Origin of the sequence: Streptacidiphilus neutrinimicus, from assembly GCF_000787815.1 — a bacterium.
In the GTDB taxonomy this organism is placed as follows: Bacteria; Actinomycetota; Actinomycetes; order Streptomycetales; family Streptomycetaceae; genus Streptacidiphilus; species Streptacidiphilus neutrinimicus.
On sequence record NZ_BBPO01000040.1, the window covers coordinates 1 to 23,176 of the forward strand.

Consider the following 23,176-nt stretch of genomic DNA (forward strand, 5'->3'; position numbering starts at 1 on the left):
GTCGGGGGCCTTCGTCGCGCTGTTCCAGCAGCCCGCGGTGCGCAGCGCGGCGAAGTGATGGGTCCGGGTGGCCTTGGTGACCGGCAGGTCGATGCTGCCGCAGGCGTGCGTCCAGTCGGGGACGGCGGCCAACTCCCGGACGATGAGCCGGCGGACGGGGTCGCCCAGCGCGTCCAGCGCCGTTTGCAGGGCGACCTGGCCGAGGTCCGGGAAGGTGAGCCTCTGGCTGCGTGCGGACATCGGCTTCCCCTCGCCTTGCCGAGTGTTCGATGCTGATCATACACTCACACTGTACGATAACCCTCGAACACTCTGGGCGGCAGCGCCGCCCCACCCGGGAGCGACCATGCCGCTGGTACGCATCGACCTCGCCGACACCCGTCCCCCGCACACCCGCCGTGGCATCGCCGACGGCGTCCACCAGGCGCTCGTCGCCGCCGTGGGCATCCCGGCCGGCGACCGGTTCCAGATGGTCACCGCCCACCCCGCGGAGGACCTGCTCTTCGACCGCGCGTACCTCGGCATCGAGCGCCGGGACGTGGTGTACGTCCAGATCACCCTGGTGGCCGGACGCTCACGCGCGATCAAGGTCGAGCTGTTCCGGCGGATCGCGGAGAACCTCGCGGCCGTCGGCGTGCGGCCCGAGGACGTCCACGTCACCCTGACCGAGAACACGGTCGAGGACTGGTCGGTCGGCAACGGCGAGGCCCAACTGCTCGCCCTCGGCCCGGTCGCCGGGACCCTTCCCTGAGCTCCTGGCTGCCGAGCCCGTTTCCCGCCGGGTCACCGCGTGGCACCGCGAGCCTGACAGCGTGTGGGGCATCACCGCCGACATCTCCGACACCGACGCCGAACCCGGCGCGGCCGCCTACGGCACCCTTCTCGCGGACCGGGAAGGGCCTTAACCGGAGACGGCCGACACGGCCGCCGAGAACACGGGGACGGCGAGCGGCGAGCAGGCCGAAGCCGACTGAGAACCGACCGAACGGAAAAGGCTCTCGCGTGATCACTCATGGCGCCGTTCCTACAAGCGGCCCATGACATTCACGCCTGCTCGGTCGCCCGTGCGCGCGCCTGGGCGTAGCGGGCGGCCAGTGGGCCGTAGCTGAGGCCGTGGAGGGCGAGGCTGACCAGGACGGTCATCGTCATCACCTGGCCGACCAGGTCGGCGGCGTGGGGGTCGGCCGGGGCCAGGCCGATGAAGGCGAGCAGTCCGAAGACGATGGACGCGAGGCCGCGCGGGCCGAGCCAGGCCAGCACCAGACGGTCCGTCAGGTCCAGTTCGGTGCCGATCAGGCACAGCAGCACCGGGCCGGCCCGCACCACCGTCAGCGTCAACACCGCGTAGGCGACGACCCGGGCGTCGAACTCCCCCGTGAACGCCTGGGTGACCAGTTGCCCGAAGACGAACCAGAGCGCCAGCGACATCAGCGTTCCCGCGTCCTCGACCAGAGTGAGCACCTTCGGTGGCAGTGACGGCACGTCGCGGCGGACGAACAGGCCCGCGACGAAGGCGGCGACGAAGCCGTTGCCGTGTAGCACGCCCGCCACGGCGTAGGCAAGCAGCGGCAGCGCGAGCAGCCCGAGACGGATCGCGGCGGGCGTGGTCCAGCGCACCCGCCAGGCGCGCCGCAACAGCCAGCCACCTGGGCGGCCGACCAGGGCGCCCGCGACGGCCGCCCACAGCAACTGCTCGAAGGCGTGGCCCACCGAGTCGGAAGCAGGGCCGGGGGACGCGCCGTGGGTCTCCACGCCGGCCAGGCAGAGCAGGAAGACCGGGGCCACGATGCCGTCGTTGAGGCCGCTCTCCACCGTCAGCACCCCGCGCAGCCAGGAGGGCAGGCGGGTGTCCCGGATCAGCTCGGCGGCGGGCGCCAGGTCCACGGGGACAGTCACCGCCGCGAACAAGGCGGCGAGCCACCAGTTGAAGGGGAAGAGCAGGCCGCCCACCAGGGTGGCGGTCAGCAGGCTCAGCGGCAGCGCGAGGACCAGCAGCCGGATCAGCAGGCCGCGCTGCGCGCGGAAGACGCCGCCGGGCACCTCGGTCGCGTCGGTGAACAGCAGCACGGCCAGGATGATCTCGACGGCGTGCTCGGCGTCCAGGGTGGTCAGCCCGATCCGGACCAGGGCGTGCGGCCCGGCCGTCAGCGCCACTCCGGCGGCGGTCAGCGCGACGGGCGCGGTGATGCTCCAGCGCGTCAGCCGGGCGGCGACCAGGGCCCAGGCGAGCAGCGTGCCCATACTGACGGCCAGCGCGATCACGCACGCTCCTGTCTTCCCTGGCTTCCTCCGTGCGGACGGGGAGACCCCCCGTCCGCACGGTAGGAAAGCCCGCTGCGACAGCTCCACCCAGCCACGCCGGGCATCCGGGTGACGCCATCCCCGCTCTACGCCGGCGCGGTCAGGCGGCCGCCCGCGCGCGGGAACGGCCTTCGGCCTCCCGCTGGACGACGCGTCGGCGGCGCGACGGCATGCCGACCGTCGGGTTGGCGACGCCCCAGGCCGCGCTCTTGCAGATGAGCTCCTTGTATCGGGCGGCCAGACGACCCGTCAGGGCGCGGTTCACCGCCCGGTCGTCGGCGGTGACGAACTGGATCAGGCCTTCCCTGCGGCCGAGGGAGACGCACTGCTGGTAGTAGCGGATGGACACGTGTGGGAGCTTGGCGCCGGTCAGCTGGGCGGCGAGGGCGTCGGCGGCCTGCCAGGCCATCGGGACGCCGGTGGCGCAGGACATGCGCAGGGGCTTGTCGCCGGGGCCGATCGCCAGCGCCGCGTCGCCGATGGCGTAGACGTCCGGGTGGGAGACCGAGCGCATCGCGTCGTCGACCACGATCCGGCCGCCGTCGGTGAGCTCCAGGGCGGTTGCCTGGGCGATCGGGTGGACGGCGAAGCCCGTGGTCCAGACGGTGACCTCGGCCGGGACGGCGGTGCCGTCGGCCGTCGTGACGCGGTCCGCCTCCAGGGCGGCGACCGTCGTGTGCTCGTGGACGGTGATGCCGAGGCGATCGACCACCTTCCGCAGGTGGGCGCGGCCCTTGTCGGAGAGCCAGTCGCCGAGGACGCCGCGGGCGACCAGTGCGACGTCGAGGTCGGGGCGGGCCTCGGCGATCTCGGTCGCGGCCTCCACGCCGGTCAGGCCGCCGCCCACCACGACCACGGGACGGCCGGCGTCCAGGGCGGCCAGGCGGTCGCGCAGGCGCAGCGCGCCGGCGCGGCTGGAGAGTTCGTAGGCGTGCTCGGCGACTCCGGGCACGCCGCCGTCGTTCCATCCGCTGCCGAGGGCGTAGACGAGGGTGTCGTACTCCAGTTCCTCGTACGCCGGCTCCTCGTACGCCGGCTCCCCACTCTCCGGCTCCGCCTGCCCGGCCCGGTGCGAAGAGGTGACCGTCACCGTCCTGCGGTCCACGTCCACGGCGGTGACCTTCGCGAGCTTCACGTCCACGCCCGTCCCCGCGAACATCTCGCGCAGCGGTCGGGGCGTCAGGTCCTGGCCGGTCGCGAGCTGGTGCAGCCGGACCCGCTCGACGAAGTCCGGCTCGGGGTTGACGAGGGTGACGGCGACGTCCTCGCGGTGCAGCCGCTTGGCGAGACGGCCGGCGGCGACCGCTCCGGTGTAGCCGGCTCCGAGGACGACGATGCGGTGCTTCATGGACTGCTCCTGTCTGTGCGGATCCGCTCGTGCGCGGTTTCGCACCCTGAACCGGGCAGCCCGGCGTTTCCTGACAGGGTTGGAGTGTGAAGCACGTCACATGGGCTCGGCGGACGTTCCGCTCGGCGGACGTCAGAGGGTGTACAGGGGGTCCCCGTGCTCCTCGGCGGCCCACCGCGCGGTCGCACGGTGGAGCTTGTCGGGATTGACCTGGCTGCGGACCGCGACGATGCCGTCCGCGGTGACCTCCAGGCAGGTGATCCCGACGACCCGGCCGTCCACGACCGCCACGACGGCGGGCTCCCCGTTCGCCGTGGTGGCGTAGATGTCGGGCGCGCCGCCGACATAGGCGCGCTTGGCCGGGCTGGGCTTGAACAGGCCGCGCAGGAAGGTGGCGACCGCGAGCGCGCCCTCGAACGCCTTGGCGCGGGCCGGGACCTTGCCGCCGCCGTCGCCGATCGCGGCCGCGTCCTGGGTGAGCAGGCGCACCAGCGGTTCGGTACGGCCGCTGGTCGCGGCGGCCAGGAACTCCTCGACGATCCTGCGGGCGGCGGCCTGGTCGATCTCGGTGCGCGCCCTGCCGTCCGCGACGTGCTTCCTGGCCCGGTGGAAGATCTGCTGGCTGGCGGCCTCGGTGAGGTCCAGCAGCTCGGCGATCTCACGGTGGCTGTAGTCGAAGGCCTCACGCAGCACGTACACCGCCCGTTCGTTGGGCGACAGGCGCTCCAGCAGGACCAGGACGGCGTACGAGACCGACTCGCGCCGCTCGGCGGTGTCGGCCGGGCCGAGCATCGGGTCCCCGGCGAGGAGCGGCTCGGGGAGCCAGGCTCCCACGTACGTCTCGCGCCGGGCACGCGCGGAGGTCAGCTGGTTGAGGCAGAGGTTGGTGAGGACCTTGGTCAGCCAGGCATCGGGGGTCTCGATCCGCTCGACGTCCGCCGCCTGCCAGCGCAGGAAGGTCTCCTGCACGGCGTCCTCCGCCTCGCCCGCGGAGCCCAGCAGCCGGTAGGCGATGGCCTCCAGCCGGGGCCGGGCGGCCTCGAAGCGGTCGACGTCGCTCGTGATCAGGGCCATGCCCGCGATCCTAGCCACCCCGGGGTGGATCGGCAGGCGTCCTCTTCCCTACTGGACGCCTGCTCCCCCGTCAGGGGTGGTCGGCGAGCAGGTCGGTGAAGCGGCGGGCGCCGACGTTGCCGCCGGAGAGCAGGACGCCGACGCGGGCCGGTGCGGGGGTGAGGCGACCGGCCAGGAGGGCGGCCAGGCCGATCCAACACCCGCACATCTCGGCGATTTCGGCGTCCGTCGCGGCGCGGTCCTCATGGCCGACCACCGACGCGCGCACGGTTCCGCGTCCGACCAGGGTCGTCAGGTGGTTGGCCCGGCCCTGGGCCGCGTGGGCGCGGGCGAAGGCGGCGAAGTCGCGGAGCCGCCCCCGGAAAGGCGCTGTCGCCGCAGTTGCCGCAGATCTCGACGGTGACGCCCTGCAGCACGGCGGCGTGCTCCTGTGCCGCGCCGATGCCGTCGAGGGTGCTCAGGTCGGAGTGGGTGTGGGCGTCGACGAAGCCGGGGGCCACCACGTGGCCGGTCGCGTCGTGGACCTGCGCGGCCGCCCCAACGATCAGCTCGAAGTCACGTCCCGCCATGCGCGTCCGGGCGGGCGGGAAACGTGGTGACGCCGCTTCTGGCCACCACCTCGTCGACGGTCTCGGCGCGGCGCAGCAGCGTGAAGCGGACCGTGCCGTCCTCGGCGGTGTCGAAGCCGTGGACGGGCGGCATCGGCAGGCTGTTGTAGTGGAAGGGCGAGGAGAAGGAGTAGGCCCCGGTGTCGGGAACGACGACCAGGTCGCCCGAGGCGAGGCGCGGCAGCAGGCGCTCGCGCGCCAGCAGGTCCCCGGCGAAGCAGCACGGGCCGCCGACGTCCTGGACCTCGGGCTCGGCCTCGCTCGGCCGGCCGGCCTGGTCGTAGGCGAGGACCCTGAGCGGCCACAGGTCGGGGGCGAAGGCGGTGCGCGCCACCAGCTGGGCTCCGGCGTGGGTGAGCGCGATCCGCCGTCCGCCGGTCTCCTTGGTGTACTCCACGCGCGTGGCGAAGAACCCGTTCTTCGCCAGCAGCGAGCGGCCGTACTCGGTGACGATCCGGAAGGAGCCGTCAAACAGGGCCGGCACCGCCGCCTTGAGCGCCTCGACGTGGTCGGCGTAGGTCGGCGCGTCATGGTCGCCGCTGAAGTCGACCGGCAGGCCGCCGCCGATGTCGATGCCGACGACCTGGCCGGGCCGCTGCCGGTTCACCTCGCGGGCGAACGCGACGGCCGATGCCACGCCCGCGGCGTTGAGCTCCAGCGGGACGCCCTGCGAGCCGACGTGGACGTGGACCCAACGCAGCCAGGGCCGGGCCAGGTAGGCGTCGAGCAGGCGCTCGCGGTTGCCGGGATCCTCCAGCGCGACACCGAACTTGGTGGTGCGGCCGGCCGTCGACATGGCCTCGATGCTGCCGAGCCCGACCTGGGGGTTGATCCGCACGCCGACGCGCGGGTCCGGCGCGGCGGCGTCGATCAGCTTGTCGACGCGTTCGAGCTCCTCGAAGTTGTCGACGTTGACGGCGATGCCCTCGGCCAGCGCCGTGGTCAGTTCGGCGAGCGTCTTGACGGGTGAGTCGAGGACGATCCGGTCCGCGGTGAAGCCGGCCGCCCGGGCCTGCGCGAGCTCGCCGGGGCTGCTGACCTCGCAGCCCAGCCCGTGCGCGCGCAGCTGCGCCAGGACCGGCACGAGCGGGTTCGCCTTGGCGGCGAAGGCGTGCAGGACGTCCAGCTCGGCGGGCCAGGCCGCGCGCAGCGCGCGGGCGCTCTCGGCGATCCCCTGGAGGTCGACGAAGCAGGCCACCGGGGTGTCCTCGGCGTCGAGGAGGCCCTGTTCGGCGGCGGTGTGAACGGCTCGGTCCCGCCTGGTTCGGCGCGCGGGATCCGGGGTCGGTGTGGAGAGCATCGCTTCCTCCGGGGAGGTTCGGACAGCGGGGCCAGCCTGCACGGACGAGGCGGCCTTCGGCGGCGGCATCGAAAACCTCGGTGCTGAGTCACCACTTCCTTCCTCGGGGCCGGACACGCCGCCCTCAGCGGCCAACATAACGGCTCACCGCGGCAACGTCGCCGCGTGACCTGTGGGGATTCGAGCGAGGAGTAGGCCCATGACCGACGTCGCCGCCTCTGCGGGCAAGGTGCCCGGCGCCCGCTCCGACGCCTGCGCGTCCCCGATCACCCCCGAGTCGGTCGGGACCCGGGCGGGCACGCCGAGCGGCACGGGTGTTGACCGGGGCGGCGCGGCACGCGGCGTTCGCGGCCGGGCAGGCCGCGGTGGTGGCGCACGTCGCCGCACACGAGCTGGGCGCCGCCGCCTACGCGATCAAGGCCGTGCGCGCGGCCGCGCCGACCGACGAGGCCGAGAGCGCCGGGCGGCTTGAGTGCCACTGGCAGCGCGACCGGCTCCCGGAGGCGATCCGCGCGCTGGTCCTGGACGACCAGCGGCTGCGCAACGACATCTGCTGGTCGGTCTTCGACGTCGACCCCGACGCCGAGGCCTGACCCTTCGCAAAGGCGCGTCTCGGGTAGGCCTCTTCAAGACGCCCCCGCGCACCCGCGGGGGCGTCTTCGCTCGTCATGGGGTCGGCTGGGTCGGGGGCCGCCAGCCGCCGGCGAGAAGGTCGAAGACCTCCTCGACCGCCGCCCGGCGGTCCTGCTGACGCCGGGGCCAAGCCGGGCACGTCCAGCACGAACGAGGCCGTGCCGCGGACCTGCTGGACCCGCAGCCGCAGCCGCAGCCCGCTGACGCCGTCGCAACCGGATATGACCGGGGGCAACCGAGCACGTAGTCGGTCGGGCGGTGATCCTGCCAGCCTTGAGGCAGTCCAGACGGAGCAGCCGGCTCGGCAGTCGGCCGGCCTTCCTGCTCCGGCCACCTGGTCTTCACGAGGGGGATCTCATGCGTCTTCGCACCATCGCCGCCGCCACCGCGGCCGCGTCCGCACTCGCCCTGGGCGCCGCCGGCACCAGCCACGCGACCGCCCCGGCCCTCCACTCCGCCGCCAAGGCCCCGGCCACGCTGGTGTTCCAGCACGGCGACAAGCGGATCAGCTACAGCGCCCCGCACGGCGAGTTGATCGCCCGCTCCGGCATCGAGGGCACGAAGATCACCGCCGCTGCCGGGACCTGCGGCCTGATCAACATCGGCGCCCCGGGCTCCTTCTCCTACGCCGGCGTCTACGCCGGCCAGGTCGAGCAGATGTACGACCCGTGCCCCGGCACCTGGGACTACGGCAACGTCGTCGCCCACTGGGAGTTCGCGGGCGGCTTCATCACCTCCCAGTACGCCGGCTACCCCGTGGACCTGGCCATCAGCTCGCCCCACCTCGGGGTCAACGGGGTCAGCACCAACTACTGGTTCATGAACGCCGGGTACGCCACCGCCGCCAACAAGGACGTCTTCATCGACGGCATCCCCCACGGCGACGCCAGCCCGGACGACTGGCGCGTGGGCTCGGAGATCAACGCCTGCCAGTGGATCTCCTGGGGCACCCTGCACAACTACGGCGGCTGGGACGAGGGCGGTCCGGTCGTCACCTCCGGCCAGGGCGTCACACCCCGCGCGCCGGGCGCGTAAGGCTCCTGGGTGGGGGTGCGCGCGCAGCATGCGCCCCCCACCCAGACAACGAACCTCACCAGCAGTCCCTGGGACCGCGACGCGCCCTCATACGGATCGAATCGGCCGTCCGCGACGGCAGACGGTTCTGTGGCGCCGCACGGCGGATCCCGCCGTGCGGCGCCACAGGCGTCCGTGCGCTCCGGCCTGCTACGCGCAGGCGGCGTCGGCGGTCCAGACCGCCCAGGAGGTCGGGGCGCCGGGGACGGCGTCGGTCGAGACGTAGGTGGCCGTGTAGTTCTTGCCGCCGTAGGAGACGACCGCGCCCGTCGTGTACGTGGTGGACGCGCTCCACGCCGGCGCACAGGTTCCGCCGCCCGTCGGCGAGGGGGTGGGACTGGTCGAGGGCGAGGCGGACGCCGACGGCGAGGGGCTCGCGGACACCGACGCTGAGGCGGACGCTGACGGCGACGCGGACGCCGAGGGCGAGGCGGTCGGCGAGGGTCCGCCGGTGTACGGGTCGGCGATGATCGTCACCGTCCTGTCCTGAACACCCCAGTTGTTGGCCTGGTCGCCGGGGAGCCAGACGTCGACGGTGTCGTTCTGGATCCAGGTGCCGAGGTCACCGGCGTAGCACGTGCCGTAGCCCGGCACGGAGAAGTACGTGCCCCACGGGATGACACGCGGATCGGTGGCGCAGACGCCGAGTTGGGCGTTGTAGCCGGTGGCGGTCGAGCCGGTGTTGTCGTAGGAGGTGACCATCATGGAGATCTGCGTGCCGGGCGCGACGTCGCCCGCACCCTGGGCGAGTGTCCCGTCCGCGCCGAGCCAGTAGGGGGCGGAGAGGCGGCCGAACGAGGCGTCCGAGTTGCTGGTGTCGTACATCGCGACGACGTCGTAGTACGCGCCCTGGCAGGGCGAGGTGTCGGTGACGGTCAGCGGGCCGGTCTGGCCCCAGTAGCTGATGTACCCGATGTCCACGCCGTCGCGCCACACCTTGTAGGCCACGGCGTTGGGGACCGGGGCGACGGTGACGGTGACCTGCCCGTTCTGCAGGGCGCCGCTGATCGTGGGCGCGGCGGGCCGGGCGGTGAAGTCGACGGCAGGGGCGGTCTGCAGCGGCGGCACCCACGGGGTGGTGCTGCGGGCCGGCGGCGTGATCCCCGAGGCCCAGAACGGACAGGCGGGCAGCGAGCTCACCGTCCCCGCCTGCCGGGCGGCGTCAGCGGTGGCGGAGGCGGAGGCGGGCGCGCCGAAGGACAGGACCCAGACGGCCACGACGGCCAACGCAGCGGCCGCTGTCGCGCACCATAACCGAGCGCGTCGAGGGAGAAGGGAAGGCATGGGGGTGCTCCTTCGTGACGGGGCGTGGGGGAAAGCGAGCCGCGCAGAGCCATGGCATGGACACCCGCATGCTCCGCGACTCAGTGAACCCGAACCCGAAAGACACCGTCAAGGGGTCTAGACCAATATCGTCTAGACCAATCCGAGGCTTCCGCCACAGGCAGGCGCCCCGTCACTGTGGAACAGACCGGGACCGGCCTCAGCCGTGGTGGCCGCGCTTGTTCGCCTGGTCCAACTTGGCATCGGCAGAGGCGATCTCCCGCTGCCGGCGCTGCTCCTCGAAGTCGGCCGCCTTGCGCTTCCAGGCCGTGTGACGGGCCTCCAGCTTGAGCACGTCCACGACCACGTGCTTGTGGTCCGCGCTGTAGCGGACCGGGATGATGGTCCCGACCTCGAGGTCACCGAGCTTAGAGGTGTCGAGGCCCATGGACGAGAACGCGCCCTCGGTGCCGTCCTCGAACTTCATGTGCCCCTCGATGCCGAGGTAGAAGCCGGAATAGGCCCGGTCGCCCTTCATGCCCTCGACCTTCTGCTTGGTGATCACGCCCTGGCCCTCGAGACCCTCGTGCAGCAGTTTGTGGTGCAGCAGCTTGTCGAACATGCCGGGTCCTCTCGCGCCGGCCCCGGGCGGGCGGCTGCAGGCGATGGTGGGATGCGCGTGCCTCATGGCGCGCAGCGACGCTCCACGCGGCGACCGCGTCGCGTCGAGACCGCAGGGTACACCGTCGTCCTCGCCCGATCGCCCGACTCTGGCGGCCCGCGGCCGTGGGCGGCCTCGCGTTCCTGGCGGCGTGCGGTTGATCCGCTGTGAAGACGGACCCTACGCCTCCAACAGGTCACGGACCGACGCGGGCGGGTGGAAGCACGCGGTCACGGTCTTCCCGTCGCGGCAGGGGTGGGCGTGCCAGTGGTCGGCCACCGCGTCGACCAGGAACAGTCCCCTGCCGCCCGTGGCGTCCGGACTCGCCGAACGCGGGACGGGGAGGCGCCGGCTGTGGTCGTGAACGCTGAGGTACAGGCACCGTCCGTCCCACAGCAGGACCAGGTCCGCGTCGCTGCGCGCGTGCACGTGCGCGTTCGTCACCAGCTCCGACACCGCCAGGACCACGGCGTCCGCCGTCTCGGGGGCGTCGTCGTCCCATCCCAGCCCGGCCAGGCACTCCCGCGCCCATGTCCGCCCCGCACGCACACCGGCGCTCACCGGCAACCGCTGCGCCCAGCCCACCGCCCGCACATCCATCACCGTCCCGGTCTCGACTCACCCTTACCGGATGCGCCTGCCCACGCGGCGCCGCTCGCATGTACGGGAGTGCGTGCACGTCCCGGCCCCGGGCGGGTCAGGCGGCGTCCGCGTCCTGTCGAACGCCGGGGCGGTCCAGCCCGGCGTCCAGCGCGACGCCCAGCCCGGCGTCCAGCGCGACGCCCAGCCCGGCGTCCAGCGCGACGCCCAGCCCGGCGTCCGGCCCGGCGTCCAGCCCCAAGTCCCGCTCCAGTTGCCGGATCCGGCGCTGCAGGTCGGCTGCCTCGTCGCGCCTGGCCGCGGGGCCGGCCGCGTTCAGCACGGCGACCGCGACCAGCCGACGGGCCAGCAGCGCGGGGCCGCTCACCGGCCAGGAGCAGCCGACCAACAACGCGATCGCCTTCGCCTGCTCGCGCTCCTGACGCCGGAACTGCCGTTCCACGGCGGCGTCCGAGCGGCCTTCGGCGCGCCTGGCCAGGAAGGCCGCGCGCTGGCGTGCGAAGACGTAGTGGGCGGTCCACAGTGCGACCGCCGCGTAACCCGCCAGAGCCATCACCACGAGCACGGCTGCGCCCTCCCTCCTCGGATCACCGGTCTCCCGCGCCTACCCCCGATCCGCGCCAGAAACCGTCCGCACCACGGGCATCGGCGGCCTCACGGCATGCCGCAGCGCCCGGCCGCCGCCGAGGGCGACGACCGGGCGCTGTGCGAGGGGTCGAATTCGGCGTCAGCCGGTGAAGGCGGTCAGGCCGTTCGGGGTGCCGAGGCCGGTCGGGCCGTCGTAGCCGGGCTCGGCGTGGCACAGGTAGGCGGGCGAGCAGGTGCTGGTGGAGCCGGTGGTCACGTCGTTGAGCGCGGAGGGGTGCGCGTACAGGTCCGCCGCCGGGACGGCCGCGCTGTGCGCGCCGGCGTCCGCGTAGACGGCCGCGATCAACGGAGAGGCCACGCTGGTGCCGCCGTAGACGTTCCAGCCGCTCGCGCCGAAGGTCTGGTAGACCGCCACGCCGGTGGCCGGGTCGGCCACGGCCGAGACGTCGGCGACGGTTCGCTTGGCGCAGCCGCTGTCCTTCTGCCAGGTGGGCTTGGCGTCGTAGGCGGAGCAGCCGGAGCCGGCGCCCTCGGCGCTGCTGGTGGACCAGACGCTCTCGCTCCAACCACGCGTGTTGGAGGCCTTCTTGAGCGCGGTACCGCCGACGGCGGTGACGTACTTCGAGGCGGCCGGGTACTCCACGCCGTAGCCGCTGTCACCGGAGGAGGCGGTGATGGCGATGCCGGGGTGGTTGAAGTACGAGCTGTCGTAGGTGGTGTCGGTGGCGGACTCGGAGCCGCCGTAGCTGTTGGAGATCTCCGTCGCGCCGAGCTTGGCCGCCTCGTTGACCGAGGCGCCCAGGTTGGCCATCGACGCGGTCTTGGCCTCGACCAGGATGATGTGGGCCTTCGGCGCGATGGCGGAGACCATGTCGAGGTCGAGGGAGATCTCACCCGCCCAGCCGGAGTTGTTGGCGGGCAGGGTGCTGCCGCCGGTCTGGCTGACCTGCTTGAAGCAGCCGCTGGCCTTGGTGCAGGCGGGCAGTCCGTACTGGGACCGGTAGACCGCCATGTCGGCGGCCGCCTTGGGGTCGTTGTAGGCGTCGACGATGGCGACGGTCTGCCCGGCCCCGCCCCCGGAGGGCAGGGCGTAGGCGGACAGCAGGTCGGAGGGGCCGTAACCGGAGGCGCTCAGGCCGGGGGCGGCGCCCTGGGCGGGGATGCTCTCGGCGGCGTTGGTGACGCGCAGGGCGTCGCAGTAGGCGTGACCCGGCGCCAGGTCGACGGCGCAGGAGCGGGCCCAGGCGACCGCGGGGTGCGTGACGGTGGGGCCCGCGGCGAGGGCGGGCGCGGCGGTGAGCAGGCCGGACAGGGCCAGGGCGGCCGACCCCAGCAGCGGAACGGCGGTTCGGCCGAGGGGGGCGGCTATCGGGTGGGAGCGCAACGTACGGCCTCCTGAGTCGAGTCGAGTCGGGGGCGTGCATGTGTGCGGCTGGACGACGAGCCTGTTGCCACCCCATGTCGGGGTGGCTTCGGAAACGTAGCAAGGCGGTTCGGGGGTGACAACGCGGAGGTGGCTGCTTCCACCGGGCTGTCGTGTGGAGATTCGGGCCTGCGCGCAGGGGACGGGCGAGGCGCGGGCGAGCCGCGGGTCAGGCCGAGAGGACGGGGCCCGCGGCGAGGTCGAGTTCGGCCGTCGAGGCCGCGGTCACCGGCTTCCTGGCGCTGTCCATGAACTGGCCGACCCAGCTCTTGGGCATCGGCGCTCCGTGGTTGTGGACCAGGTTGCCGGCGTACTGGCCGCCGCCGTGAGCGGCCAGTACGTCGGCCGTGAAGCCGCAGAAGTGGGCGAAGCAGGCCGTCGTGGTGGAGCCGTCGAGGTCGAGGACGTTCCCGGTCAGCAGGGCGGCCGGGTCGCGGCCGGCGGTGGCGAGCGTGTGGCCGAAGGAGATCGCGGCCCTCCCGCCGAGCGCGCGGAAGTAGTTCCCGACCGCCTGCAGGCCGCGGCCGTGGCAGTCGATGTGCACGTCCGCGCAGAGGTCGAAGTAGCAGCCCTCGACGCGCAGGGTCCACGGCGTGCCGGCGAGGCCGTAGGTGATGTGGCTGGCCCCCTCGGCGGAGGAGAAGTGGCAGTCGGTGACGGACCAGCCGCCCGCCCCCGCGAGGGCCGGCCCGAGCTGGACCGCGTGGTTGTGGCCGTTGGCCTGGCAGCCGCTGATCCTGCCGTCCGTGCTGCCCCCGCCGGGGTGGGCCGTGGAGAGTCCGTCGGCCAGCACGAAGGTGCCCGCCCCGTAGGAGGAGCAGGACAGCACGCGTCCGTTGACCGCGAACCAGTTGTCGGTGCCGGACGACAGGAAGCGCGCGAAGCCTCCGGTGCCGTCGGGGTCGCCGCCGCTGGGGTAGCCGTGGAAACCCGGTGAACCGCAGTACAGGTCACGGCAGTTGACGAAGGTGACGTCGGAGGTGTCGACGATGGTCGCGCCCCACATCCCGACCACCGCTCCCCCGCCCGGCGCGGTGCCGAGGAAGCCGAGGCCGTCGACGGTCAGGCCGTGCGGGTTGGCGCCGACGAAGCTGCCGTCGCCGCTCACACCGACCGTCAGCAGGCCTGCGGTCGTGGTGTCGAGTGGGGCGAGGACCGAGCCGGTCAGCGTGGCGACGGTGGGGGCGTCGGAGTCCTTGAGAGTGCAGCGGCCGGTCAGGGCGGCGACGCCGCCGGGGACGGTCACGCCGGTGGTGCGGTAGCAGCCGCCTGGCGCGGGCGGGAACCAGACCTCGGAGCCCGGGACCGCGCCGGCGGTGGCGAGGGCCTTCTGGATCGCGCGGGTGTCGTCGGTGTGTCCGTCGCCGCGCGCGCCGTAGGTCGTCACGTCGAAGACGGTGGGGTCCGCGGCGCCGGGCACCACGGCCCGGGCGGGCGCGGCCGCGGCGGAGGTGGCGCGGGCGGCGATTCCGAGCCCCAGCCCGGCGCCGACCGCGCCGAGGGCGAGGCTGCGGCGGCGCGTCAGGACGGGGGCGCGGGCGACGGACGCGTCGTCGTCGCCGGTGCCGAGCGGCGTTGTGGTCATCGTGGTTCCTCTCGTGAGGGCAGACGCTCGGCGGCCGTACTCAGCCGTCGAGGGCGCTCGCGACGGCGAGGGCCGTCTGCGGGAGCGGGCCGGTGCAGCGGGGGCAGGCGGCTCCCGCCGCCGGGTCGTTGAGCCAGAAGCCGTCCACGTCGCGGCGGACCGCCTGGGCGGCGCGCTCGATCCCGGCGGCGGTCACCGCCTGGCCGGAGGGGTTGGTGCTGATCCCCGCCAGCACCCTGACGTCCGGGTTGGCGCTGCGCGCCTGCGCGGCGGCGGAGCGGACGAAGGCGGCGAACTTCGCGGGGTCGGGCTCGGCTCCCTGGCCCTGGATGTCGAGCACGTCCGCGGACGGGGCGATCCGGCCGAACAGGCCCGCGTCCAGGAGGGCGCCGAAGGCTCCCTCCCCTCCGGTGAGGCCCGGCCGCAGCACCGAGGCGAGATCGGTCGAGGGGGCGGCCAGGAAGGTCAGCTGGTGACGGTGCGCCAGTTGCGCGGCGAGCCGGTCGTAACGGGCCGGGTCGGCCTGCTCGGAGGCGGGTGTCATCCCCCAGTGCTCGTTGTCGTAGAGCGCGGCGCGGATCCGCGGGTCGACGCGGTGGTCCGCGAGGGCCGCGCGCATCTCGCGGTAGCTGGTGAAGTCCGCCGTGGGCGTGCTGCTCCAGCCCGCGGGGACGTCCCAGCTGCCCGATCCGGTCAGCACATACGTGGACGGGGTGTCGAAGAGGCGGGTCGCCGTGGCGCGGTCGGTCGCGATCAGGCGCGCCAGCGTCTGCCCGCTGACGATCCAGAACGGTCCGCCGCCACCGGCGCCACGACTCGTGCCGGACGTGCCGGCCCCTCCGGCCGTGCCGCCCCCACCGGACGCGGCGGCCGACGGCGGACGCGACACGGGCGGGCGGCCCCCGCCGCGACCGGCCGAGCAGCCGGACGTCAGCAACAGCAGCAGGACGACGGCGAGGATCGCCTTCCGTGTGGTGGTCGGGCTCACGAGGGGATTCCTTTGACAGAGAGGCCGGCGCGGCGCAGCTCGCGCAGCGGCCGTGGGCCGCGGACCGGCCTGGTCCCGCAGGCGAGCGTCGACTCCAGCTGGAAGAAGCGTTTGACGAACGAGAACGGCAGCCACAGCGGCAGCCAGGCCAGCAGGTGGGTGCGCCGGTAGTAGAAGATCGCCGCGATCCTCGGCAGCAGCGCGGGCAGCTGCGCGAGCACGAAGACCACGGCGAAGCGGGCGATGTTGTGCTGCGGCTGGGGCTGGAGCACGCCGTAGACGAAGGCCAGGATCAGCACGAAGAAGTGGACGGGCGAGGTCAGCCGGGTCCCTGCGCTGCGCGGCAGTTCGAACCAGAAGCGCGTGCCGGGCGCGCCCTGCCCGAAGGGGGTGAACCGGCTGAAGTTCATCATGCCGCCCAGACCCCACCGGAACCGCTGCACCCGCAGCTGCCCGAGGCTCGCCGGCACGTCCTCGTAGGAGACCGTCTGCGGGGCGACCACCGCGCGCCAGCCCAACCGCCCCAGAGCGCAGGTGAACTCGGCGTCCTCACCGAACATGCCGTGCACGAAGCCGCCGAGTTCCACCGCCGCCTGCCGCCGGAAGGCGCAGAAGGTGCCGGGAATGCAGGGCACGCCGTCGACCGTGCTCAGCGCGGACAGGCAGAAGCCGTAGGTGAACAGCTGCTCCATGGCCCGCATCCGGTCGATCCAGGTGGTGTAGGGCTCCTTGGGCAGCGGCAGAACGCCGAGGGTGCCCACGCGCGGATCGGCCAGGAAGTGCGGGACGGCCCCGGCGAAGGAGTCGCGGTCCAGTGCGCAGTCGGCGTCGACGCGGAACACGAAGTCCGCGGTGCAGCGGGCCAGCGCCAGGTTCAGCGCCTTGGCCTTGCCCGCGTGCTGTCCCTGGATCACCTCGCCGCTGGCGTGCCGGTAGGCGCCGACCGCGGCCTCGGCGAGGGCGCGGGTGTCGTCGGTCGAGCCGTCGTCGCACAGGATCACGTGCACCGGCCCCCCGTAGCCCTCCGCCGCACGGTCGATGGACCGCAGCAGCCGCTCGATTCCGGCGGCCTCGTTGTAGGCGGGGATGATGACGTCGAGCGCGGGCCGCAGCGGGCCGGGCCTCGGGGCGCGGCCGCCGACGGCGCGGATGAGGGTGAGCAGGACGAAGGTGAGGTCGGTGACGGCCGAGCGCAGGCTCGCGAGGATCAGGAACACCGTCAGCGGGTGCCCGCCGACCTGGTCGATCAGCGCGAGCGCGATCGCGGTGACCAGGCCGAGCGAGGCGAGCAGGCACAGCGCGAGCACGAGGTTGTCGTGCCAGTCCGCGCCGCGTCGCAGCGAGGGCAGCGGGGTGACGGCGGGCAGGCGGTAGGTCGTGAAGGTGAGCCGGAAGATCAGCAGGTAGCCGAGGGTCGACTGGAGCGCCAGCGCGATCAGGGGGGCCGGCGCCAGCGGCATGCCGGTGGTCGCGCCGAGCAGCGCGGTGAAGCACTCGGCGAGCACGGACAGCGCGACGAACAGCGGCGCGTGCGCGAGGATCATCAGCCGCCGTCCCGGGCTCGCGGGCAGCGCGACGGCCATCGTGACCAGGTAGCCGACGACGGCCGCGGGCAGCAGCGGCGGCAGGGTCCGTGCGTAGACGAGGGCCTGGTGCGGGTCCCTGGCGGTGGCGGTGAGGGTGTCGGCGACCAGGGACTGGTAGGCCTGCATCAGCTGAGGGTGCCTCAGGGCGACGATGGCCGTGCTGACGCACGCCGCGACCAGCAGGAACACGGCGGCGCGCGGCAGCGACGGCCGCCTGACGGAGGGCAGCTCGACGATCCGCCCGCTGCCGCGGTCGCTGTCGTCGAAGCGCCGCGCCAGCGGCCAGCGGGTCACCAGCAGGAGGAGCAGCGCCTCCAGGACGAGCGCGGCCACGGTGTCGTGACCGGCGGTGCTGGGCATGGGCGAACGGCTCCCTTCATGGCGGCCCCGCGGCGGGAACCCGCAGGCGGGGGCGTGAGGATCGGGGGTGACGGCACAGCGCGGGCCGAGGCCGGGGTCCCGGACGCCCGAAGCCCGAGGGCGGGACCAGGAGCCGGGCCCGAGCGCCTGAGGAACGGGAGCAGGAGCAGCGCCGCACGAGCCGTCCTAACCGCCCGCCCGGGCGCCCGGGGCGGGCACTCTGCTCTCGCCGGGAACCGGTGATGGCCGGGCCGCCGCGCGGAGGGCGCCGACCATGCCGGCCGTGAGCGTCGCGCCGTCGGCCGGGTCGACCAGCAGGAACGCGCCGGTGCGGCGGTTGTCCCGGTACGCGTCGAAGACCACCGGCTCGGCCGTGACCACGGTGATCTGCCCGAGGTCGTTGGCCTCCAGCGCGTCCGGCGCGGGGGCGGTCGCGAGGGCGGCCAGGTCCAGGCGCGCGTCCAGGGAGCGCACGACCGCGCGGACGACAGCGGTCTGCTGGCGCAGCAGGACGCGCTGTCCCGGGCGCAGGGGCCGAGCGTCCAGATGGCAGACGGTGGCGGTGAACTCGCGGCCGACCCGGGGCGTGGCGCTCACCGGCGCGATCAGGTCGCCCCGGCCCACGTCCAGGTCGTCGGCCAGGCGCAGCGTCACCGACTGGTCGGTGACGGCGTGGTCGACGTCGCGGCGGCCGAGCCGGTCGATGCCGACGACGGTCGAGGTCCGGCCCGAGGGCAGCACGGCGACCTGGTCGCCGCGGCGCAGCACCCCGCCGGCCAGGCGTCCGGCGTAGCCCCGGTATCCGGCGTCCGGCCCCGACTCCGACGCGCGCAGCACGTACTGGACGGGAAAGCGCGCGGGCAGCGCCTGCGGGTCCTCGTCGACCTCGACGGACTCCAGGTGTTCGAGCAGCGTGGGACCGCTGTACCAGTCCATGGACGCGGACGGGTGCACCACGTTGTCCCCGTGCAGGGCGCTGACCGGCACGGCCAGGACGTCGGTGACGCCCAGGTCGGCTGCGTAGGCGGCGCATTCGAGGGCGACGGCGGCGAAGACCGGCTCGGCGTAGCCGACGAGGTCCATCTTGTTGACGGCCAGCACCAGGCGCGGGACCCGCAGCAGCGCGGCGACGGCGAGGTGACGCCGGGTCTGCTCGCGTACCCGGCCCCGGGCGTCGACGAGCACCACGGCCAGGTCGGCGGTCGAGGCGCCGGTGACCATGTTGCGCGTGTACTGCACGTGGCCGGGGGTGTCGGCCAGGATGAACCGGCGTCTGGGCGTGGCGAAGTAGCGGTAGGCGACGTCGATGGTGATGCCCTGCTCGCGCTCGGCGCGCAGGCCGTCGGTCAGCAGCGCCAGGTCGGCCGCGGCCAGGCCGCGTTCGCGTGAGGCACGGGCGACGGCGGCGAGCTGGTCGGCGAGCACCGCCTGGCAGTCGTGGAGCAGCCGGCCGACCAGGGTCGACTTGCCGTCGTCGACGGAGCCCGCGGTGGCCAGCCGCAGCAGGGTGGCCGGAACGGCCCGGCCCCCGGGTCCGGTGGGCGCCGACGGGCCGGTGAGGGGCGGTCGGGCCATCAGAAGTACCCCTCCCGCTTGCGGTCCTCCATGGCGGCCTCGGAGAGCTGGTCGTCGGCGCGGCCGGCGCCGCGCTCGGTCACCCGGGAGCCGGCGATCTCCGTGATGACCTCCTGGGCGGTGGTGGCCGTGGACTCGACGGCGCCGGTGCAGGACATGTCGCCGACGGTGCGGTAGCGAACGGTGCGGCGCTGCGCCTGCTCGCCCTTCCTGGGGCCGCCCCAGGCGCCGGCGGTCAGCCACATGCCGCCGCGCCGGAACACCTCCCGCTCGTGGGCGTAGTAGATCGAGGGCAGCTCGACGCGCTCCTCGGCGATGTACTGCCACACGTCCAGCTCGGTCCAGTTGGACAGCGGGAAGACGCGAAGGTGCTCGCCGGGGCGGTGGCGGCCGTTGTACAGCCCCCACAGCTCGGGCCGCTGACGGCGCGGGTCCCACGCGCCGAAGTCGTCGCGCAGCGAGAAGACCCGCTCCTTCGCGCGGGCCTTTTCCTCGTCGCGGCGGCCGCCCCCGAACAGCGCGTCGAGGCCGCCCTTGGCGACGGCGTCGAGCAGCGGGACGGTCTGCAGCGGGTTGCGAGTGCCGTCGGGGCGTTCGGTCAGCCGGCCGTCGGCGAGGTAGGCCTCGACGTGGGCGACGGTCAGGCGCAGGCCGTGCTCGGCGACGACGTGGTCGCGGAAGGCGAGGACCTCGGGGAAGTTGTGGCCTGTGTCCACGTGCAGCAGCCCGAACGGGAGCGGCGCGGGCCAGAAGGCCTTCAGCGCCACGTGCAGCATGACCATCGAGTCCTTGCCGCCGGAGAAGAGCAGCGCGGGGCGCTCGAACTGGGCGACGCTCTCACGGATGATGTGGACGGCCTCGGACTCCAGGACCTCCAGGTGGGACAGGCGTAAGCGCGGGTGGGGCGCGTCCGCGGCGAGCGTGGCCGCCGGTGGCGTGCCGAGGCCCTGTTCCTCCTCGCCGCCCGGGGGCGGCGCGGTGTGGGTGAGGTCCCTCATCAGGTGCTCCTTCCCGGCTGCCGGCGCAGCCCGCATTCGGTCTTGGCGGTGCCCGCCCATCGGCCCGAGCGCGGGTCGGCGCCCGGCTGAGGCCGCCTGGTGCAGGGCTCGCAGCCGATGGAGGTGTAGCCGTCGAGGAGCAGCGGGTTGACCAGCACCTGATGGCGGGTCACGTACTCGTCGACGTCCCGCTGGGTCCAGCGGGCGAGCGGTGCGATGGTGACGATGGCGCGGGCCCGGTCGTACTCCACGACGCGCAGGTCGGAGCGGGTGGTCGCGTCCTCGCGGCGCATGCCGACGATCCAGGCGCGATAGGGGCGCAGGCCCCGCTCGAGCGGCTCGACCTTGCGCAGGGCGCAGCAGCGGTCGGGGTCGCGCTGGAACAGGTGCGGACCGTAGGCCAGGGACTGCTCGGCGACGGTCTGGCGCGGCGTCAGCGTGATGAGGTTGACGTCGTAGGCGGCGGCGACGGCGTCGCGGGTGCCGATGGTCTCGGCGAAGTGGTACCCGGTGTCGAGGAACAGCACGTCGATGCCGGACACGATGCTCTGGACCAGGTGGACCAGGTGGGTGTCGGCCATGGAGGAGGCGACGGCCAGTCCGGAGCCGAAGGCGCGGTGGGCCCAGGAGACGACGTCGGCCGCGTCGGCGTGTTCCAGGCGCGCCGCGGCGGCGTTGGCGAAGGCGCGCAGGTTGGCGCCGTCGGAGAGCGGGACAGTGAGCGAGAGCGGGTCGGAATTCTCTTCCTCGGCGGCACTTCGAGCCACGGTGGCCCTCCTTTCCCTCCCCAATTGATACCGCCGGAGCGCGACGGAACGGCAATGTCGCAAGCGCCGTTCTTACTCAATCCTTTCCTTCGGCGCAAAGGGAATCCGGCCCTCTACCGCTACACCGGATTTCCGTGTGTGGAATGGAAGTGCGGAAAATCGCAGGCGGGACCGGAAGCTGGCACGGTGGCCGACAAGGAGTGACACTGCGTCACCTGCCCCCGAAAGGCCGTCCGAGCTGCTCTGACTCCTTATCCAGTGGTGACAGGATGACCAGCGGCTTCGAAAATACTGTGTGCTGGACATGACACGGATCTTGTGCCACAGTCCGTACTGACCGGTACGAAGGGTCGCCTCGTCCACCCTGCCGCCCCGGGCGCCACACAGCAGCGTCCACGCAGGGAAGCGCACCACGACGGCAATTCGCTCGGCCGCTTTCCACTGCGGCCGCACGACCCGGACCCCCACCCGGTCTTTCTTCCATGATTTGCGTTCGCATTCGATCCGAATTTCGTGGAGGTACCAGCTCATGCATGTCCTCATTCTCGGAGGAGACGGATTCTGCGGCTGGCCGGCGGCGCTGCACCTGTCGGACCTCGGGCACGACGTCACCGTCCTCGACAACCTCAGCCGGCGGGCGATCGACCTGGAGCTCGAGGTGGAGTCGCTCACCCCGATCCGGCCGATCGGCGAGCGGCTGCGCGTGTGGCGGCAGGTCTCCGGCCGCGAGATCCGCTTCGTCCGGCTCGACCTGGCCCGCGAGGCCGAGCGGCTGACCGCCCTGCTGCCGGCGCTGCGCCCCGACGCGATCGTCCACTTCGCCGAGCAGCGGGCGGCGCCGTACTCGATGCGCTCGACCACCAGCAAGCGCTACACGATCGACAACAACGTCCGGGCGACCCACAACCTGCTCTCCGCCCTGGTGCAGTCCGGCACCGACGCGGCGCTGGTGCACCTCGGCACCATGGGCGTCTACGGCTACGGCTGGTCGGGCTCGGCGCCCATCCCCGAGGGCTATCTGACCGTCAAGGTCCCCACCCCCGACGGCGACGTGGAGCGCGAGATCCTGCACCCCGCCAGCCCCGGCTCCGTCTACCACCTCACCAAGACGCTCGATCAGCTGATGTTCGCCTTCTACGCGGCCAACGACCAGGTCCGCATCACCGACCTGCACCAGGGCATCGTCTGGGGCACCCAGACCCCGCAGACCGCGCGCGACGAGCGGCTGGTCAACCGCTTCGACTACGACGGCGACTACGGCACCGTGCTGAACCGCTTCCTGATGCAGGCGGCCATCGGGCACCCGCTCACCGTCCACGGCAGCGGCGGCCAGACCCGGGCCTTCATCCACGTGCGCGACATGGTCCGATGTATCGAGATCGCCCTGCAGAACCCGCCCGCCGCCGGTGACAAGCCGAAGGTCTTCAACCAGGTGACCGAGAGCCACCGGGTGCGCGACCTGGCCAAGCTCGTCGGCTCGCTGACCGGTGCGTCCGTCGCCCACCTGCCCAACCCGCGCCGGGAGGCCGACGAGAACGAACTCAACGTCCGCAATGACCAGTTCCTCGCCCTGGGCCTCGAGCCGACCACGCTCAGCGAGGGCCTGCTGGAGGAGTGCCGCGAGACCGCGGGCCGCTACCGCCACCGGGTCGACCCCACCAAGATCATCGCGCGGTCGGTGTGGCGGGCCGGCATGGAGACCGCCGAGGACATCCTGACCGAGCTCCCCGAACGCACCCCGTCTCCCGCGGGGCCGATGCCCGAGAGGAGGTGACCGGGGCGATGCCCGGCAAGAAGTCACGTCCCGTCCGAGGCATGAACGCGGCCCTCGCCGACGGAGAAGCGGGCGTGGGAGAGATCCTGCCCGCCCGCAGGCCCCGGGCCCTGTGGCAGCTCGGGGCGGCGGCCGGCGTCACCCTCGCGGTGGCCGCCGCCACCACCGCGACCTACCACGCCATCGCGTCCCGGCCGCTCAGCTTCAGCGGCGAGGTCACCCCCGCCCACACCTACTACCTCGACTTCGGCGCCACCGGGACCGTGCAGACCCTGCGGGTCCACCCCGGCGACCACGTCCGGGCCGGACAGGTGCTGGCCACCCAGCGCAGCGACGTCGCCACCGCCAACCTCCAGGCCGCGCGCGCGGCCGTCGCCGCCGACACCGCCCTGATCGCGGCGGACCAGCATCCCGACACCACCCCGGACGTCGCGGCGCAGAACCAACTCGCCGTCGCCAAGGCCCAGTCGGACGCCGCCAGTGCGCAGGGCGCGCTGGCTCTGGCCCAGACCGACGCGGCGGACCAGATCGCCGCGCAGAACACCGCGATCGCCTCCGACCGCACCGCGCTGAGCGACGACCAGGCCCGCTACGCGCAGGACTGCGGCAGCGCCACCGGCTCCCCGACCCCGACCCCCTCACCGGGCCGCACCCCTGCGCACCCCTCCCC

General features: G+C 73.3%; 21 protein-coding genes and 2 pseudogenes. 5 read left to right on the plus strand and 18 right to left on the minus strand.

The annotated features are described in order from the left end of the window. Positions 1 to 240: pseudogene (locus tag TR48_RS23685) on the minus strand (hypothetical protein); the annotation flags it as partial. A gap of 106 nt (positions 241 to 346) precedes the next feature. On the opposite strand from TR48_RS23685, the gene TR48_RS23690 reads away from it, so the two are divergent. Next, positions 347 to 751: a tautomerase family protein gene (locus tag TR48_RS23690; protein WP_042370670.1), complete on the plus strand. Its 405-nt coding sequence runs from the start codon at positions 347 to 349 to the stop codon at positions 749 to 751. Positions 752 to 1,044: 293 nt separating this feature from the next. Here TR48_RS23690 and TR48_RS23695 read toward each other — a convergent pair whose 3' ends face one another. The 6 genes from TR48_RS23695 to TR48_RS23720 form a co-directional block, all read right to left on the minus strand. Then, positions 1,045 to 2,262: a cation:proton antiporter domain-containing protein gene (locus TR48_RS23695; RefSeq protein ID WP_042370673.1), complete on the minus strand. Its 1,218-nt coding sequence runs from the start codon at positions 2,260 to 2,262 to the stop codon at positions 1,045 to 1,047. Positions 2,263 to 2,401: 139 nt separating this feature from the next. Further along, a complete protein-coding gene (locus tag TR48_RS23700) occupies positions 2,402 to 3,649 on the minus strand; it encodes an NAD(P)/FAD-dependent oxidoreductase (RefSeq protein WP_042370674.1) in 1,248 nt (415 codons plus the stop codon). Positions 3,650 to 3,781: 132 nt separating this feature from the next. Then, positions 3,782 to 4,723 carry an RNA polymerase sigma factor SigJ gene (gene sigJ, locus TR48_RS23705; protein ID WP_042370675.1) on the minus strand — a complete coding sequence of 314 codons (942 nt, stop codon included), beginning with the start codon at positions 4,721 to 4,723 and terminating at the stop codon, positions 3,782 to 3,784. Positions 4,724 to 4,793: 70 nt separating this feature from the next. Continuing rightward, positions 4,794 to 4,979 (minus strand): hypothetical protein, encoded by a 186-nt coding sequence (locus TR48_RS46830; RefSeq protein ID WP_439654491.1) that lies wholly within the window; start codon positions 4,977 to 4,979, stop codon positions 4,794 to 4,796. Continuing rightward, the gene (locus tag TR48_RS23715; protein ID WP_042370680.1) at positions 4,966 to 5,292 is read right to left on the minus strand and encodes an amidohydrolase family protein; all 327 of its coding nucleotides are present in this window, start codon (positions 5,290 to 5,292) and stop codon (positions 4,966 to 4,968) included. Before TR48_RS23715 ends, TR48_RS46830 begins: the two co-directional genes overlap by 14 nt. Further along, positions 5,279 to 6,631: a type III PLP-dependent enzyme domain-containing protein gene (locus TR48_RS23720; protein ID WP_042370688.1), complete on the minus strand. Its 1,353-nt coding sequence runs from the start codon at positions 6,629 to 6,631 to the stop codon at positions 5,279 to 5,281. The genes TR48_RS23715 and TR48_RS23720 overlap by 14 nt, the downstream gene beginning before the upstream one ends. Positions 6,632 to 6,927: 296 nt before the next feature. On the opposite strand from TR48_RS23720, the pseudogene TR48_RS23725 reads away from it, so the two are divergent. Both TR48_RS23725 and TR48_RS23730 read left to right on the plus strand, forming a co-directional pair. Further along, positions 6,928 to 7,224: pseudogene (locus TR48_RS23725) on the plus strand (putative immunity protein); the annotation flags it as partial. A gap of 397 nt (positions 7,225 to 7,621) precedes the next feature. Further along, positions 7,622 to 8,299 (plus strand): hypothetical protein, encoded by a 678-nt coding sequence (locus tag TR48_RS23730; RefSeq protein WP_042370690.1) that lies wholly within the window; start codon positions 7,622 to 7,624, stop codon positions 8,297 to 8,299. A gap of 189 nt (positions 8,300 to 8,488) precedes the next feature. Here the strand turns inward: TR48_RS23730 and TR48_RS23735 are convergent, their stop codons facing one another. The 11 genes from TR48_RS23735 to TR48_RS23785 all read right to left on the minus strand — a co-directional run bounded on the left by TR48_RS23735 (position 8,489) and on the right by TR48_RS23785 (position 20,657). Continuing rightward, positions 8,489 to 9,556, minus strand: coding sequence for a 3D domain-containing protein (locus tag TR48_RS23735; RefSeq protein WP_161789894.1), 1,068 nt, complete (start codon positions 9,554 to 9,556; stop codon positions 8,489 to 8,491). A 265-nt stretch (positions 9,557 to 9,821) separates the two neighbouring features. Further along, the gene (locus TR48_RS23740; RefSeq protein WP_042370692.1) at positions 9,822 to 10,223 is read right to left on the minus strand and encodes a basic helix-loop-helix domain-containing protein; all 402 of its coding nucleotides are present in this window, start codon (positions 10,221 to 10,223) and stop codon (positions 9,822 to 9,824) included. Between the two features lie 219 nt (positions 10,224 to 10,442). Then, entirely contained in the window at positions 10,443 to 10,862 is a 420-nt protein-coding gene (locus TR48_RS23745) for an ATP-binding protein (RefSeq protein WP_042370787.1), read from the minus strand. Positions 10,863 to 10,959: 97 nt separating this feature from the next. Beyond that, complete coding sequence (locus TR48_RS23750; protein WP_042370694.1) at positions 10,960 to 11,427, minus strand: hypothetical protein; 468 nt, start codon at positions 11,425 to 11,427, stop codon at positions 10,960 to 10,962. 162 nt (positions 11,428 to 11,589) lie between these two features. Then, positions 11,590 to 12,834, minus strand: a complete 1,245-nt coding sequence (locus TR48_RS23755) for a S53 family peptidase (RefSeq protein WP_052442938.1) — start codon at positions 12,832 to 12,834, stop codon at positions 11,590 to 11,592. Between the two features lie 208 nt (positions 12,835 to 13,042). Then, positions 13,043 to 14,458: a glycosyl hydrolase family 28-related protein gene (locus TR48_RS23760; RefSeq protein ID WP_042370696.1), complete on the minus strand. Its 1,416-nt coding sequence runs from the start codon at positions 14,456 to 14,458 to the stop codon at positions 13,043 to 13,045. A 40-nt stretch (positions 14,459 to 14,498) separates the two neighbouring features. Then, on the minus strand, positions 14,499 to 15,446 hold the full coding sequence (locus TR48_RS23765) for a hypothetical protein (protein WP_042370698.1): 948 nt from the start codon (positions 15,444 to 15,446) through the stop codon (positions 14,499 to 14,501). Next, the gene (locus TR48_RS23770; protein ID WP_042370700.1) at positions 15,443 to 17,392 is read right to left on the minus strand and encodes a glycosyltransferase family 2 protein; all 1,950 of its coding nucleotides are present in this window, start codon (positions 17,390 to 17,392) and stop codon (positions 15,443 to 15,445) included. The genes TR48_RS23765 and TR48_RS23770 overlap by 4 nt, the downstream gene beginning before the upstream one ends. A gap of 186 nt (positions 17,393 to 17,578) precedes the next feature. Then, the gene (locus TR48_RS23775; protein WP_042370702.1) at positions 17,579 to 18,967 is read right to left on the minus strand and encodes a sulfate adenylyltransferase subunit 1; all 1,389 of its coding nucleotides are present in this window, start codon (positions 18,965 to 18,967) and stop codon (positions 17,579 to 17,581) included. Next, positions 18,967 to 19,968, minus strand: a complete 1,002-nt coding sequence (cysD, locus tag TR48_RS23780) for a sulfate adenylyltransferase subunit CysD (protein ID WP_439654492.1) — start codon at positions 19,966 to 19,968, stop codon at positions 18,967 to 18,969. Before cysD ends, TR48_RS23775 begins: the two co-directional genes overlap by 1 nt. After that, positions 19,965 to 20,657, minus strand: a complete 693-nt coding sequence (locus TR48_RS23785; RefSeq protein ID WP_042370792.1) for a phosphoadenylyl-sulfate reductase — start codon at positions 20,655 to 20,657, stop codon at positions 19,965 to 19,967. Before TR48_RS23785 ends, cysD begins: the two co-directional genes overlap by 4 nt. A gap of 604 nt (positions 20,658 to 21,261) precedes the next feature. On the opposite strand from TR48_RS23785, the gene TR48_RS23790 reads away from it, so the two are divergent. After that, positions 21,262 to 22,506 (plus strand): NAD-dependent epimerase/dehydratase family protein, encoded by a 1,245-nt coding sequence (locus TR48_RS23790; RefSeq protein ID WP_042370704.1) that lies wholly within the window; start codon positions 21,262 to 21,264, stop codon positions 22,504 to 22,506. A 41-nt stretch (positions 22,507 to 22,547) separates the two neighbouring features. Beyond that, a partial coding sequence (locus TR48_RS43535) for an efflux RND transporter periplasmic adaptor subunit (RefSeq protein ID WP_236652295.1) occupies positions 22,548 to 23,176 on the plus strand: 629 nt, incomplete at its 3' end.